The organism is Lactobacillus sp. B3795, from assembly GCF_026535805.1.
In the GTDB taxonomy this organism is placed as follows: Bacteria; Bacillota; Bacilli; order Lactobacillales; family Lactobacillaceae; genus Apilactobacillus; species Apilactobacillus kunkeei_C.
On sequence record NZ_JAFNPE010000005.1, the window covers coordinates 1 to 15,725 of the forward strand.

16 protein-coding genes and 1 other RNA gene are annotated in these 15,725 nt (G+C 35.1%); 5 read left to right on the forward strand and 12 right to left on the reverse strand.

Annotated elements, in window-relative coordinates:
• Both J3U50_RS01835 and J3U50_RS01840 read left to right on the forward strand, forming a co-directional pair.
• Nucleotides 1-502, forward strand: a 502-nt coding sequence (locus tag J3U50_RS01835) for a DDE-type integrase/transposase/recombinase (protein ID WP_301945455.1), incomplete at its 5' end; no start/stop codon positions are given.
• A gap of 130 nt (nt 503-632) precedes the next feature.
• Nucleotides 633-791 carry a hypothetical protein gene (locus J3U50_RS01840; RefSeq protein WP_301945456.1) on the forward strand — a complete coding sequence of 53 codons (159 nt, stop codon included), beginning with the start codon at nt 633-635 and terminating at the stop codon, nt 789-791.
• Nucleotides 792-870: 79 nt separating this feature from the next.
• On the opposite strand, the gene J3U50_RS01845 is transcribed toward J3U50_RS01840, so the two are convergent.
• The 7 genes from J3U50_RS01845 to J3U50_RS01875 are packed head-to-tail and all read right to left on the reverse strand — an operon-like array spanning nt 871 to nt 8,468.
• Entirely contained in the window at nt 871-3,372 is a 2,502-nt protein-coding gene (locus tag J3U50_RS01845; RefSeq protein ID WP_301945457.1) for a carbamoyl phosphate synthase, read from the reverse strand.
• A 3-nt stretch (nt 3,373-3,375) separates the two neighbouring features.
• A complete protein-coding gene (locus tag J3U50_RS01850; protein ID WP_041152254.1) occupies nt 3,376-4,449 on the reverse strand; it encodes a carbamoyl phosphate synthase small subunit in 1,074 nt (357 codons plus the stop codon).
• Nucleotides 4,450-4,482: 33 nt separating this feature from the next.
• Nucleotides 4,483-5,010: a bifunctional pyr operon transcriptional regulator/uracil phosphoribosyltransferase PyrR gene (gene pyrR, locus J3U50_RS01855; RefSeq protein WP_034531143.1), complete on the reverse strand. Its 528-nt coding sequence runs from the start codon at nt 5,008-5,010 to the stop codon at nt 4,483-4,485.
• Nucleotides 5,011-5,021: 11 nt separating this feature from the next.
• A complete protein-coding gene (locus tag J3U50_RS01860) occupies nt 5,022-5,939 on the reverse strand; it encodes an RluA family pseudouridine synthase (RefSeq protein ID WP_301945550.1) in 918 nt (305 codons plus the stop codon).
• Nucleotides 5,935-6,381, reverse strand: coding sequence for a signal peptidase II (lspA, locus tag J3U50_RS01865; RefSeq protein WP_155451846.1), 447 nt, complete (start codon nt 6,379-6,381; stop codon nt 5,935-5,937). The genes J3U50_RS01860 and lspA overlap by 5 nt, the downstream gene beginning before the upstream one ends.
• Nucleotides 6,382-6,399: 18 nt before the next feature.
• Entirely contained in the window at nt 6,400-8,055 is a 1,656-nt protein-coding gene (locus J3U50_RS01870) for a formate--tetrahydrofolate ligase (protein ID WP_301945458.1), read from the reverse strand.
• Nucleotides 8,056-8,084: 29 nt separating this feature from the next.
• A complete protein-coding gene (locus J3U50_RS01875) occupies nt 8,085-8,468 on the reverse strand; it encodes an EbsA family protein (protein ID WP_054605557.1) in 384 nt (127 codons plus the stop codon).
• A gap of 31 nt (nt 8,469-8,499) precedes the next feature.
• Here J3U50_RS01875 and J3U50_RS01880 point away from each other — a divergent pair, with 31 nt between their 5' ends.
• Nucleotides 8,500-8,889 carry a ribonuclease HI family protein gene (locus J3U50_RS01880; RefSeq protein WP_034533593.1) on the forward strand — a complete coding sequence of 130 codons (390 nt, stop codon included), beginning with the start codon at nt 8,500-8,502 and terminating at the stop codon, nt 8,887-8,889.
• Here the strand turns inward: J3U50_RS01880 and J3U50_RS01885 are convergent.
• The 5 genes from J3U50_RS01885 to J3U50_RS01905 all read right to left on the reverse strand — a co-directional run bounded on the left by J3U50_RS01885 (nt 8,878) and on the right by J3U50_RS01905 (nt 12,650).
• Nucleotides 8,878-10,002 carry an FAD-binding oxidoreductase gene (locus J3U50_RS01885; RefSeq protein WP_301945459.1) on the reverse strand — a complete coding sequence of 375 codons (1,125 nt, stop codon included), beginning with the start codon at nt 10,000-10,002 and terminating at the stop codon, nt 8,878-8,880. The genes J3U50_RS01880 and J3U50_RS01885 overlap by 12 nt on opposite strands.
• A gap of 12 nt (nt 10,003-10,014) precedes the next feature.
• Nucleotides 10,015-11,148 (reverse strand): class I SAM-dependent RNA methyltransferase, encoded by a 1,134-nt coding sequence (locus J3U50_RS01890; protein ID WP_041152259.1) that lies wholly within the window; start codon nt 11,146-11,148, stop codon nt 10,015-10,017.
• Between the two features lie 85 nt (nt 11,149-11,233).
• Nucleotides 11,234-11,609, reverse strand: an RNA gene (gene rnpB, locus J3U50_RS01895) — RNase P RNA component class B.
• Between the two features lie 18 nt (nt 11,610-11,627).
• Entirely contained in the window at nt 11,628-12,014 is a 387-nt protein-coding gene (gene gpsB / locus J3U50_RS01900) for a cell division regulator GpsB (protein WP_034531132.1), read from the reverse strand.
• Between the two features lie 69 nt (nt 12,015-12,083).
• Nucleotides 12,084-12,650 carry a DUF1273 domain-containing protein gene (locus J3U50_RS01905; protein WP_301945551.1) on the reverse strand — a complete coding sequence of 189 codons (567 nt, stop codon included), beginning with the start codon at nt 12,648-12,650 and terminating at the stop codon, nt 12,084-12,086.
• Between the two features lie 101 nt (nt 12,651-12,751).
• Here J3U50_RS01905 and recU point away from each other — a divergent pair, with 101 nt between their 5' ends.
• Nucleotides 12,752-13,363: a Holliday junction resolvase RecU gene (gene recU / locus J3U50_RS01910; RefSeq protein WP_054608139.1), complete on the forward strand. Its 612-nt coding sequence runs from the start codon at nt 12,752-12,754 to the stop codon at nt 13,361-13,363.
• 19 nt (nt 13,364-13,382) lie between these two features.
• Nucleotides 13,383-15,701 carry a PBP1A family penicillin-binding protein gene (locus tag J3U50_RS01915; RefSeq protein WP_301945460.1) on the forward strand — a complete coding sequence of 773 codons (2,319 nt, stop codon included), beginning with the start codon at nt 13,383-13,385 and terminating at the stop codon, nt 15,699-15,701.
• The last annotated feature ends 24 nt before the right edge of the window (nt 15,702-15,725 follow it).

Sequence of the window (15,725 nt, forward strand, 5' to 3'; positions counted from 1 at the left end):
AACAGATCGACCATATCAAAAGATAGTTACAGACGTTACTGAACTTAGATGGGGAAACAAAACAACCTTAGAAAGAGCATATTTCACAGCGTTTATGGATTTATACAACGGTGAAATAATTTCTTGGAATATAGGATTACACCCAAACGTTGATTTTGTAGTTTCTCCATTAAATGAATTAATGGGACTACGTCCCAAAACTAATTACAGAATGACTGTTCATTCAGATCAAGGATTTCAGTATCAAAACGGTAGATATATCAATGTTTTAAAAAGTAATAAAGTGTTTCAAAGTATGAGTAGAAAAGCTACTTGTTTAGACAATGCATGCATAGAAAGCTTCTTTAATCAATTAAAGGTCGGCACTGTTCATAATAATAATTTTAAAGATTATAATTCCCTTAACCAAGCGGTTAAGGAATATATATCCTATTACAACAATTATCGTATAAAACAAAAACTGGGAGGAATGTCACNNAATTTGGAAATTAACATTTCCTGATGGTGAGACAAACTTCTTTAAATTTAGTGCAAACAGCGATGTTTTATATTTTACTTCATCTCACATTAACTACCATGTTGATTATGACGCTCAAGCAAAATATGATTTTGTGAAACCTAATAGCTTTAAAATGATTGCTGTAGTTGGACCATATAAGGGTCAAGCTTTAAGACAATTTAATGATTTAAAAATAGTAGATAATAAAATAGAGGGTAATATATATCAAAAGATAGCTGGAAAAGTGAATACAGGTAAGATAACCTTTGAACCAGCTGGTAATGATATATAATAAAAGTATTAATAAAAACACGTCAGCCGCTTTGACTACATTTTGATAATAAAAAAGCATTCCATTTTGGAATGCTTTTTTATTTGTCATCGACTAATCTAAATTTGATTTTAGCCCCTACTTCTTGGGAACTATTAGCATGATCAACTTTAACATTTAATTGTTTGAATGGGAAGGTTGCTTGCATATGAGTAACTCTGTTAGACATATCAGGCATATTCTTCATTAATTCGTTAATATCCAATCTCTTGGTGTAGAAACGAACAAGTGCCCTAACCCAATTAATTCCAGTTGCTCTGCTTAAGAATATTGTTTCGGTTAAACGTAGCGGTCTAATACCAACATACTCTGATTCGCCCTTCTTGTTTTGATTAAACAAGATTTGGACTAATCCAATCCAATTAGAACTTTGAATATGGGATTTAGATTCTTCAATATCTCTTTGTAATGCCTCATCATCCAAGACATATGGAGTTTCATATGCAGTTACGTAGTCTAAGTCACTCTTGTTATTACTAATTAGCTTTTCTGATGAGATAAAGTAACTTTCATCTTGAGTTACAAAGAAGTTCAATGCATAGGTAACGTCCTTAGGTAAAACAACCCCTGTTTCTTGATCAGGTGGCAATACTTGAACGTTTAAATCAGTGTATTTCTTCAATTGTTTTAGTAGGAAATGTCTGTTTCCTGGAATAAATACTCTAACTGGTTTTTCCAGTTCAATAATGTTTAGAATTGCCCCTAATTGAATTGGTTCAATATATTGTTTATCACTAATTTGTGGACTTAGTGATAATGCGTTTGGATTGTTATTCATGACAATTGTCTTGTAACCGATTCTGTGTAGTTGGATTAACATTTCAGCTGTGTAGTAATCAGCAGCCGTATTAGGACCTAACTTGTTTCCACCACGACCGATTACTAAAGCGGTCTTTTCTGATTCTTGACTAGATTCGTTTTCTATTTCATAACTACTATAGAATGAACGAATGTTTTGATCAAATTCACCAGCTGAAGGTTCAATTGCCTTATATGTTGGGTATTCACCAGCAGCATGGTATAACTCTCTTACTTTTTCGATTGGTTGGTGCCAAGTTTCAGCCATCATACCATCACCAAAGCCATGATCATGAGCAACTTCAATGGTGCTTAGTTTCATTGGTTCTTTAATAATTAGTTCTTCTACATCCAACAATTCCTTTAACTTGTAGAAATAGAATTGATTAATCTTGGTTAATTCTTCTAATTCATCAACTTGGTAACCACGTCTTAGAGCTTCAATTAGCACTAATAAACGATCTGACTTAGGATGAATCAATTGACTGATTAATTCATCACTACTGATTTCATACATGCTGGGTAGAACATCACGAGGTGAGAATTGCGAGCTACGCAAAGCTTTCAACATTGCTTCTTCAACGGTTCTACCTACCCCAATCGTTGAACCAACAGACTTCATAGTAGTATTTAGATGTTGATTAGCTTCTGGGACATTATCAAATGGCCAAACCGGCATCTTAATTACAACGTGGTCTAATGTTGGTTCCATGATTGGTGTCAAACGGTGGTAATTAGCGTGTAATTGAATTTCTGGTAATGAATTACCTAACAAAAGATTTGTACATACGTAAACCAATGGATAGCCTGTAGATCTAGCAGCTAAGGCTGAACTACTATTAATCATTGGATTAATCTTTGTGATGTAGTAATTGCTACCATCATTGGGATCTAGCGCAAATTGAATGTGGCATAAACCAACGATGTTTAATAAGTCCATCATCTTAAATGTTGCAGTTCTTAAACTTTGGTACTCAATATCACCCAGTGTTTGAACCGGTGAAATTACGATTGAATCACCAGAATGGACACCAACAGCATCGATATTTTCCAAACCACTAATTAGAATCTTGGTGTTGGTTTGATCTCTTACGGCAACAGTTTCGATTTGTTTGTAACCAACAATGCTCTTTTCAATGATACATACGCTGTCGTCTTGAAATTCGTCTTCTAGCATGTCAGAAAGTTCTTCAGCATTATTACAGATGATTCTTTCAGTACTTTCCTTATGGTTAACTTTTTTGATGTTAACAGGAAAACCAATTTCTCGAACGACTTCAAATGCTTCGGATTCACTTCTAACGATTTTAGAAGGTACTGCAGGTTCATCAATGCTATTAATAGCAATCTTCATCTTATCTGGATTATTAATAACCTTTAAGGACTCTTTAGAGATCCCTAAAACACGGACTCCTAAATCACTTAGAATTCCTTGGTTTAATAGTTCCTGTGTAACGTGAATTGCTCTTAATCCCCCTGCGATTGGAATAATTGCATCAGGAGATTCCTTCTTAATTACATCAAGAACATTTTTTAAATTAATTTCTTTTATAAAGACATTAGCCGGTTGAACTTCTGAAAGTGTAAGTGAAAAAGGATTATTATCAATCACTAAAACTTGAACGCCATTTTTCTTTAAGGCTGTCATCATTTGAAATGCAGCAGCATCAAGCTCAGTTTCACTACCAATTTTAGAAGGTCCACCACCTAAAATTAATACCTTCTTGATTTTATTATCTATCATTAGTTATCTCCTTTGTGAGCTAACGTTTTCTAGAAATTCTTCAAACAAGTCTGCACTATCTTGTGGACCAGGTCCACCATCCGGTGAGAATTGAACAGAAAAAGCAGGATAATCACGATGTCTGATACCTTGGACAGTACCATTAACTAAATCAACATATGTAATCAACAACTGATCATGGATGATTGATTTAGGATCAACAGCATATCCTTCGCTTTGTGATGCATAAATGATTTGATTGGTAATAACTTGTCTAATTGGATGATTACTACCGTGATGTTCACCGTCTAATTTGTAAACGTTGGCATCATTTGCTAATGCAAACAATTCATGTCCTAATCCCATCGCAAACATTGGGATTTCTTTTTGGACCTCTCTAATCATCTGTAGGACAGAATCTGGTAAATCTCTTGGAGAACCAGGTCCGGTTGATAAAACAACACCATCAGGGTCTAAATCAAAGATTTCCTGACTAGTTGTTTCAAATGGCATCACAATAACATTACAATCAAGGTCAGCCAACTTACGTAAAATACCGTATTTAAGACCGAAATCAATCAATACAATATTGTATCCATCACCAGTATTTGGAAATGGCGCTTTGGTAGAAACTTGATTTACTTGTTGGTTAGTAAGCACCGTTGCATGAAGTTGATCAAAAGCATGTTCATCATCCATATCAACAATACTTGCCTTCATTGTTTGTTTTCGATTTAAGCGACGTGTTAATTCTCTAGTATCAATTCCAGCAATACCAGGAATGTTGTGTTGCTTTAAAAATAAATCTAAGTTTAAGTTTCCTAATCTATTGGTGGAAATATTGGAGTATTCTTTAACAACTACCCCTTTTGAATTAGTTACAATCGCTTCAAAACTCTTGTGGTTAATTCCAGTATTACCAATAGATGGCTGTGTAAACACAATGATTTGATTATGGTAAATTTGATTTGTTATAACTTCTTGATAGCCTAACATATTAGAATTTACAATAATTTCTCCAGTTGTGGTTGCTTCAGCCCCGAAGGCTTTACCTTTATATGAAGTTCCATCTTCTAATATTAAATATCTAGTGGTCATAACAACAATCTCCTTAAATATTTTATTTAAGAGTTACTTTTCATCAATTTCAACAGAATCTTGATCATCGATTTCATCAACTTGAACATTGATGATTTCTTGTTTTGAAGTTGGAATGTTCTTACCAACAAAGTCAGCTCTAATTGGTAATTCACGGTGTCCACGATCAACTAATACAGCTAATCTGATGTTCTTAGGACGACCTAACTCAGCAATTGCTGATAAGGCAGCGTTAATAGTTCTACCAGTGAATAAAACGTCATCAACTAAGATGATGTTTTTGTCCTTTAATGAAACAGCTTCATCAGAAAGGACTGCTGGTTCGTTGTCAGTGTGTTGAATATCATCACGATACTTTGTAACGTCGATTCCAACAACAGGAACTTCTTTGTTTTCAAGTTTTTGTAAACGGTTAGCAATGCGTTTAGCAAGATAAATACCACGAGTCTTAATTCCAACCAATACTAGGTTATTTACCCCTTTGTTTTTTTCGATAATTTCGTAAGTAATACGAGTTAACGCTCTTTGCATGGCCATTTTATCAACAACGACTTTACTCATTACAAATCCTCCTATTTTTGATTGTACTTATTTCTTAATTTAGTAATTGTTTGTTCAAAAATCTCTGGCAATGGTGTTTCAAAAATCATTTGTTCGTTGGTTTTTGGATGAACGAAGCCTAATTTCTTAGCATGTAAGAATTGCCCATTACCCTTTAAAGTGTTCTTTGGTCCGTATAGAGGATCTCCAGCAAGTGGATGACCAATATACTTCATATGAACTCTAATTTGGTGCGTACGACCTGTTTCTAAGACACATGAAACAAGTGTATATTCTCCACCGAATCGTTCTAGGACTTTAAAATGAGTAACGGCATTCTTTCCATCATCTACGATTGCCTGTTTTTTACGGTCTTTTTTAGATCTACCAATTGGTGCGTTAATAACGCCACTATTTTCCTTGATATTTCCATGTACTAACGCAATATATTCACGAATGTTTGATTTATCCTTTAATTGGTTGGATAAAGATTCATGAGCATAATTATTCTTGGCAACCATTAATAGACCAGATGTATCTTTATCAATTCTATGAACAATTCCTGGTCTATAGGTTCCATTAATTGTTGAAAGTGGTGAATGATAAAGTAATGCATTCACTAACGTATGATCAGGATGCCCTGGAGAAGGATGAACAACCATTCCTTGCGGCTTATTGACGACAATTACATCATCATCCTCATATACAATATCAATGTTGATGTTTTCAGGTTCAACGTTCATTGTTTCTGGTTCAGGAATGGTTACCTGAATTACTTCACCGTCTTTAACATCGTATTTTGCCTTTTTCTTTTGCCCATCCACCAAAACTAATCCGTCTTCAATCAAACTTTTGGCTCTTGAACGACTTAAATCTTCAACGTTATCAGTTAATGATTTGTCTAGTCGAACATTTCCTTTTGTGACTGTATAAGTTACTGTATCTTTAATCTAAATCACCATCTCTTAATATTGCAAAAAATAACAAGATAATTCCAAATGTAATGCAGATATCTGCGAAGTTAAACACTGGGAAATTAATAAAATCAACTTGGAACATATCAACTACATAACCTTGTAAGAAGCGGTTAATGAAGTTACCTAAAATTCCAGCTAATAAGATTGTTGTACTTGTTAAATAAAGCTTTCTACCTTTTAATTTTATCATAAAATAAACAATCGCTACGACTGCTACTAAAGTAATAATGGAAAATAACCATTGTTGGCCTTCCAGGATACTCCAAGCAGCACCACTGTTATGCAGATTGGTAATTGATAATACTCCAGGGATGATTGTTGTACTTGATGTTTCTGAAATGTTTGCAGAAATCCAAATTTTGATTGCTTGATCAATTCCAACAAGAGTACATAGGCTAATTAAAATATATACAATTGGCATTGAAAAACTCCTTTAGAATAGTCCGGTAATCTTACCATCATTATCAATATCCATGTCTAAAGCGGCTGGATGTGATGGTAAACCAGGCATTGTTAGAATCTTACCAGTTAATACAACGATAAAACCGGCACCTAGTTTAGGTTGGATGTCAGAAACATTAATTGAGAAGTCAACTGGTGCACCTAATTCTTTAGCGTTATCAGTGAATGAGTATTGAGTCTTAGCTACACAAATTGGTAACTTATCCCAACCATTTTTAACTAGTTTCTTTAGTTGAGTCTTAGCTTTATTACTTAAAACAACACCATTTCCACCATAAATTTTAGTAACGATGGCATTTAACTTGTCCATAAAGTCATCATCGCTATTGTATAGTGGTTTGAATTCTTGATTGTTGTCACAAACGTCAACTAATTCTTCAGCTAATTCAGTAGCACCTGCTCCACCATTTTCCCATACAGTTGTATTGAATGGTTTCACACCTTGTTCTTTGATGTAATCGTTTAGTGCGTTAATTTCTTTTTCAGTATCGCTGGTAAATTCATTTACAGCAACTACAACCGGTTTGTTGTATTGCTTCATGTTAGCAATGTGTCTACCTAAGTTCTTAGCACCCTTTAGTAATGCATCTACGTTTTCTTGATCTAGGTCGTTCTTGTTAACACCACCATTTAGCTTTAATGCTCTAACAGTGGCAACAATAACAATCGCATCTGGACGTTGACCTAACTTTTCAGATGTAATGTCTAGGAACTTTTCTCCACCTAAATCAGCACCGAAACCAGCTTCGGTAATTGCGTAATCCGCATGTTGAATGGCTGCTTTAGTAGCTAAAATACTGTTACAACCATGAGCGATATTAGCAAAAGGTCCACCATGAATGAATGCTGGGGTGTGTTCTAGTGTTTGCACTAAGTTGGGCTTGATTGCATCCTTTAATAGTAATGCCAATGCACCAGTAACACCCAAATCACTAACAGTAACTGGTTGTCTATCGTAGTTGTAACCAATTAGGATTTTACCTAATTTTTCTTTTAAGTCGTTTAAATCTTCACTTAAACATAAAACTGCCATGATTTCACTTGCAACAGTAATGTCAAAGCCATCTTCACGAGGGACACCAGACGTACGTCCACCCAATCCAACGATTACGTTTCTTAATTCTCTGTCGTTAATATCAACGACTCTCTTCCAGGTAATTGTTCTAGGATCAATGTTTAACTTGTTACCATGATGAATGTGATTATCAATTAATGCTGATAAGGTGTCATGTGCTTCAGTAATAGCAGGAAAATCACCAGTAAAGAATAGGTTAATATCTTCCATTGGAGCTACTTGAGCATATCCACCACCAGTAGCGCCACCCTTAATTCCCATAACAGGTCCAAGTGATGGTTCCCTTAGTGCGATTGCAACAGACTTATTAATTCTGTGGAATGCGTCACCTAAACCGATGGTTAAAGTTGTTTTACCTTCACCAGCAGCGGTTGGATTAATTGATGTTACTAAAATCAGTTTACCGTTTTTTGAACCAGCAAATGGTAAGTTGATTTTCGCTTTATATTTACCATAAGGATCCATTTGATCGTCACTTATATTTAAACTTGATGCAATTTCGCTAATGTTTTTTAACTCAGCTGATTGTGAAATTTCAATATCTGTTTTCATGGTAAGAACATCTCCTAGAATTATGTAATTTATTTTTTAAGTAAGTTGCTTAGCTCAATTATTGAATTGACAGGTAATAACAATCTGTAGTGCTTTTTGTTAACTTCAATGTCAGCAGTATGCTTGGTGAAACTAACGTTATCAATATCGCTAATATTTGCTTCCAACCATTTTGGATTCATTAGCTTACTTACTGTTATTTTATCATTTTCAATGGTGATTCTTCTAAAAATAATTTGAAAAATCGCAAATAAGAAGAATACTAAAAAGAAAAAGATTGTAATCCATTGAATCACTGTTACTTCAAGCCAGAAAATAATTCCAATAAATAGAAGAGCAAAGGTCCAAGCCCAGGTGATTACTGTATACAAAGGTTCTGGCTGGTATAAAAATGTTCGTTTTTGGGTTATCATTAAGTAAAACCTTCCTTTGGAGAATTAGATTATGTTTAAATTATACACTGATGCGGCCACAATGAACAATTCTGGGAACAGTTCTTGTGGAATTTTAATTGTTCATGATAGTGAACAATACCAAGAAAAACTTAAATTAACTTCAAAAGACAATCATGAAGCAGAGTTTGAAGCTTGTCTCCTCGGCTTTAAAGCGATTTCACCTTTAACCAATAAGGACTCAATCATTGTTTATTATACAGACAGTAAAATTGTTCATGAAAGTTTGGAAAAACAATACGCTAAACATTATCAAGAATATGTTGATCAAATTCTAGAAGAACAAGCTAAGTACAGCATGGTAATCAATAATTGGATTCCGGATACAAAAAATGAAGGTGCCCATAATCTTGCGACACAGGCCCTTCACTTATTTTACTAATTTAATATAATTTTGAATTGGTTTGCGATACTCATCGAGATCGTAATCGACTTTATCAGCAATCATTTCTGCTAAAATCTTACCTACTAAAGGTCCAGTTGTTAAACCAGATGATCCTAGTCCACTGCCGACTAGGATTTTTTCGTATCCAGGGATGCGTCCAAAGAATGGAGCAAAATCGGATGTATAAGCTCTGGTTCCAATTTTTACCCTAATTAAGTTTTCAGCATTAATTTGATTAGACATACTGTGAGCACTATTTAATAGTTCATCAATAATATCCGCATCGGCAGATAAATCAAACCCCTTATCATTTTCATGACTAGCTCCCACAATTAAACGTCCATTACCTAATGGGATGAAATCTGATTCACCTTCAGGCATCACAACCGGCATATCAACGTTAGCACCAAGGATTTGAGTGGTAGATAATTCGATTAATTGTCCCTTTTGTGGTCTAACATCAACATCTAAAGGAAGTTCTTTTAAAATATTCTTTGTCCAAGCACCAGTTGCTAAGATGATATTATCGAATTCTAGGACTTGTCCATCTAATTCAACATTACCATCTTTATTAATTGATACAGGTTGTTTGATTATTGTTAAATTCTTTTTCTTAGCGATCTTAGTCAAATGACTGGCGTATTTATCACCATTCAATCTAGCACCACCTGAGACAAATACTCCAGGATATGAACTATCAATAATCGGAACAAATCTCATTACTTCATCTGAAGTGAGTTCTTTAATTTCACCAATTGTATCAGTTTCTGCGCGACGTTCTTCAGCTAATTGATAAAGTTCCTTTAACTTTTCAGAATCTTCACGCGTAATGATGGTACCGCATTGGTTGTAAATACTTCCAGGCATTTTGGATTGCTTAGATATTTGTTTTAACAATGTTGCGCCATCACGGGCTAAGTTATACCATTTTTTGTTTCTTCTCTTTGATAACCATGGTGAAATGATACCTGCAGCTGCCTTTGTGGCTTGTCCATTACCATCATCAAACATGGTTACTTCAAAATCATTACCAGAATCTAGTTGGCTTAGGAAATAAGCAGCCGTTGATCCGACAATTCCGCCACCAATAATTGCTATTTTCTTGGTCAATATATACACCCTTTATTTTCTAATCTTTTTACCCCAGAATTGGAAATAATCGGTTCTTAAGTAACCATTGTATAGTTTACGAGTCTTAGTTGGAGCTTGTCCGTAGAACTTATCAAATTCCAAATCTGATGTAAGGAAGTACTTAGACCAACTAGTCATTGGTTTAAATACGCGTCCTAATCCCTTGTATAGCTTACGAACTTCTTGTTTATCACTTAGTCGTTCACCGTATGGTGGGTTTGAAACAACTACGCCATTAATCTTGTCAGTCTTGAAATCTAGAACAGATAATTGCTTAAATTGAATATCATGAAGTAATCCAACTTCTTGAGCATTAACTTTAGCAATATCAATCATGTTTCCATCTACATCAGAAGCCATGATATCTAATTCTTTATCGTAGTCAGCTTTTTCATCAGCTTTGTTTCGAACATCTTCAACGACGTCTTCATCTACCCAATCCCATTTTTCACATGAGAATTCACGGTTAAAACCAGGTGCAATGTTTCTTGCAATCATAGCTGCTTCGATTGGAATAGTTCCAGAACCACACATTGGATCTAAGAAAGGCATGTCTGGGTACCAACTGGTTAACATGATTAGTGCTGCAGCCATGTTTTCCTTGATGGGTGCAGGACCTTTGGCAACACGGTATCCACGTTTGAATAAACTTTCACCAGTTGTATCTAGAGTGACCATAACGTGATCTTTATTAATTCTAGTTTCAAGCTTGTAAAGTTGACCGGTTTCTGGAAGTCTTGTACGACGGTGATAAGTTTCATTTAACTTATTTACTACAGCCTTTTTAGCGATTGCTTGAACGTCTGGAACACTGTGTAATGCAGAGTTGTGAGAACGTCCATTCATCGGAAATTGAGCATCCATTGGTAACAATTCGTCCCAAGGAAGTGCTTTAACATTTTGGAATAGGTCTTCAAAAGTCTTGGCTTCGAATTCACCAACAATAATTTCAACACGATCGGCGGTTCTTAACCAAAGGTTAGTATTGATAATGTCTTCAATTGTTCCTTCGAATCTAACTCTTCCGTTTTCGACCTGCACTTCATAACCCAAGTCACGAAGTTCTCTACCAACTAAAGCTTCAATTCCGGCGGCACAAGTTGCCATTAATTTAAAAGTTTTCATTTAATTCATCCTTTTTATGAATTATTTATTTTCAATAAAAAAAGGGAGGAAGAAAACTTCCACCCTTTTCCTGAATGGTGTACATTCCTGTAAGCCATGTTTTGTGCTTTATATTTAAGTCAGGCCTTTAAATATAAAGTAGTAATCATCTATCTGAGAAATAAATTTCTCCCCCACACTTGGTTCAATTTCCGTGTGTGAAGCTCCCCTACCAAAGTTTGGGTTTCCCGCTCGCGGGGTTTACCGCGTTCCACCAGTATCGTTTCCAATCCTGTATCGTCACTGTGGCACTTTCAGAAGTACTAAAGCATAGCAAAACCTTAGCTCGTTTCTTCGCCATTACTACAAATTGTAGTCCCCCGGCTTATTTTTTCACCGAGCACGAACACTACAAGCATCGCAGCTTGTGCGAGAGTGGACTTTCCTCAGCCAACATAAGTTGACCGCGATTACTCAGAACATACACCAGTTATTAACGATTAATATCTGTCGATGCTACTTGGTCCTTCAGTAGAACCAAATACACGTTGTTCTAGGTTAGATACACGTTTTAGAAGTTCATTTTCAATACGTGTTCTACCTAAAGTATCATGATTTGATGGTGCTGAATTTGAATCATTGAAATAACCAGATGGAGAAACGCTTGGTTCTGGTGTAACAGTACCAGCAGATTGCTTTAATCTTTGTACTTCCATTCTTAGTTGATTGTTTTCGTTTTCTAGACTATTGATTCGGTTATCGAATGCTTGGTAGTCCTTGATAATACCGTCCAAGAAAGTATCTACTTCATTTGGATCGTACCCTCTCATCTTTTGAGAAAATGTCTTTTCTAAGATGTCCTTAGGGGTAAATTGTATATTGTTCATTATTCACACCTCATATCATAAATAATCACGAACAAGTATTATTGTACCAGAAATTTAAACATTTTCAATTTATTCCTCAAAATTATTTAAATTATTTTGGTACTCATTCGCGGCTTCTTGTAGTTCGTCAAAGTCAATTAAATGATAATCATAGTCATGTATTTCTGAAAATCTTTTAATCTGCTCATAATCATATTGTGTTTTACCAGGATTGTCAACATCATAGATTAGTAGCGCTTTATCCGTGTGGTTGAGCATAAAATCCTGATATGCTCTTAACTGCATTGGTGATTTATATGGATCATTAGAAACACTGGCAGAGAAGTCTACTTTATTAATACTTTGTGATAATTTCATTTGATTTTGTTCGTTCCATTGGTTACCAAACTCCTTGAATGGTAGCATCATAGAAATTTGAAATTCATCTGGATATTCCTCTTTTAGCTGGTCTGCCACCTCGACTGTCCATTGTTCGACACCCATTTGACCACCAGTTATTATCCAATCAACCCCATCTTCAATTGCTTGTTTTAAATTATTTTCGATTACATTTTTGATAACTAGTTCTTTTGGATCCTTATCACCAAACACGCCTAGTTCATAACTTCGATATCCGGTTACCCAAAGTCTTGAGATAGTAACGCCCCCTACCTTATTATTAACTTTTCAATACTAATGGTATAATATCATTAATAAACTTACAGTAATAATTTATTATTTTTTGAAAGGTGGTACACATGGCTATCCGTTATCCAAATGGTAAGTCTTATAATACCGGCTTGGATAAAAAGAGTTCATCACCCAAGAGTAGATACGTAAAACCAACATTATATGGTGGTCGTGGAATGACTCTTGAAGAAGAATTGAATCGAAGCAATGAGTATTATTTAAGTAAAGATATTGCCGTAATACACAAAAAACCAACCCCTATTCAAATCGTTAAAGTTGATTATCCTAAAAGAAGTGCTGCTACGATAAAAGAAGCGTATTTTCGTAAAGCATCTACTACCGATTACAATGGTGTATATAAAGGAAGATACATAGACTTCGATGCAAAGGAAACCAAAAATAAGACATCGTTTCCACTATCTAACTTTCATGAACATCAAGTAGAACATATGAGAAAATGCATTGATAATGGTGGAATTTGTTTTGCAATTATCAAATTCGTAGTGTTGGATGAAGTTTATTTATTTAAGGCTTCCGACCTCTTTTATTTCTGGGATAAACAAAATAATGGTGGAAAAAAATCCATAAAAAAGGATATAATTGAGGAACTTGGTTATAAAATTAATTATTCATTAAATCCCACGATACCTTATTTGGATGCCGTGGATGAATTAATATAGACCGTAAAGGAGAATAGTAATGTCTCAAAACAATCCTAACTTGGGCAGTCGTGTCCAAAGAAACCAAAAGCAACATAAATCGTCTAAACACGCTACATGGATCAAAAAGGTCATTGTAGGTGGATTAGGATTTATTTCATTGCTAATTGTGCTAGGAAGCATTGTCTTCATGATTTTTGCCTCTAGCGCACCTGAAATTAGCTATCAATCACTATCAAGTGATAACTCAACCAAGATTTACGACAATTCTGGCCATGTTATTTCACGACTAGGAGTTCAAGATCGAGATTATATTAAGTCCGATAAGATTCCTAGCCAACTAAAGAATGCGATTGTCTCAATTGAAGACCGTCGTTTCTACAAGCATCATGGTGTTGACCCAATCAGAATTATGGGAGCTTCATTATCAAACATAACTTCTGGTTCTTTAAATCTTCAAGGTGGTTCTACACTAACTCAACAATTAGTTAAGTTATCAGTGTTCTCCACTGCTGCTTCTGATAGAACTTTCAAGAGAAAGGCTCAAGAAGCATGGTTAGCACTTAAGATTGAACGCACATATTCAAAGCAACAAATTCTAGAATTCTACATTAATAAGGTATACATGGGTAACAATGTATACGGTATGGAAACTGCTTCAGAATACTACTTCGGTAAATCATTAAGTAAACTATCTATAGCACAAACTGCTTTATTAGCTGGTATGCCTCAATCACCAAGTTACTACAACCCTTATGTATATCCTCAATATGCAAAAGAAAGAAGAAACGAAGTATTGAACGCAATGGCATCATATGGTGCTATTACCCAAAAGCAAGCTGCAGATGCTAAAAAGACAAGTATCAAGTCTGGTTTAGTTAAGAATCCTAAGAGCAGTTCATTTGAATCTGTTAAAGAAAAATATATTGATTCATATCTAAAACAAGTGATTCAAGAACTTAAAGCCAAGGGTTACAACACTCAATCTGGTTTGAAGGTTTACACTAACTTAGATTTATCTGCGCAAAAGAAACTTTATGATTTAGCTAATAACGATGCATCCGTTGGATTCCCTAACAACACTATGCAAGTTGGTGCAACATTAGTAAATCCAAAGACTGGTGCTGTTAACGCCATGATTGGTAATAGAAAAACTGATATTCAATTAGGTTTAAATAGAGCCGTACAAACTGATAGATCAAGTGGTTCTACTGCAAAGCCATTAATGGATTACGGTCCAGCAATTGAATACCTAAACTACCCTACTTATCAATTAGTTCACGATACTCCTTACACTTATGCTGGAACAAGCACAACTCTAAAGGATTTTGATGGTAGATATGAAGGTACAATTTCAATGCACAAGGCATTGGTTGAATCAAGAAATATTCCAGCCATCAGAACACTTGAAAACGTTGGTGTAAGTAAGGCAACCGACTTCTTAAGTTCATTAGGTATGTCATTCAGTGATCCATTATCACTACAAAATGGTATCGGTTTATACATTTCAACCGAACAAGAAGCTGCAGCTTACTCAGCATTCGCTAACAATGGTGTATACCACAAACCATACTTAATTAGTAAGGTTGTTACTCCTGATAACGAATCACATGACTTCAGTTCTGAAGGTTCTCAAGTAATGAGTCCTGCTACTGCATTCATGATGACATCAATGCTAAAAGGTGTTATGAACCAATCAAATGGTTCTGGTACTGCCGCTTACATTCCTGGTTTATACCAAGCTGGTAAGACGGGTACTACTCAATACCCTGACAACACTTACAATGGTTACCTACCTGCATATGCAGCTATGGATTCATGGTTCACTGGTTATACTCAAAACTATGCCCTATCTGTTTGGACAGGATATGATCACCCATATCAAACCGGTAATTATCTAACGGCGGCTCAAACTGATATTGCTCAAAGAATTTACAAATACGAAATGCAATACATTTCTCAAAACCAAACTAATAGCGATTGGGTAAAACCAAGCAACGTAACTGCTGTTAAGTCTGGTGGTCAAACTGAATACTACAAAGACGGTTACTCATCTATTCAAGGTGATAAGACAACCGGTTATGCTGGTGGATCACTTTCATCAGTACTAGATAGTACCAAGAAGCAAACAAAGGATACTAAGTCAAACAAATCATCAGATGATGATGACGACAAGGATTCTCAAAAAGATAAAAACGAAGCTAAGAAGAGTGCTGGTTCAAACGGTAACAATAATAATGATTCAAACAAGAATCAACAAAATAACCAAAACCAGAACAACAATAATGGTAATAACACAAATAATGCCAATAACAATAATCAACAAAATAACAACAATGGCAATAACAACAACCATTAATTTATAGATACGAAAAAAGCACCT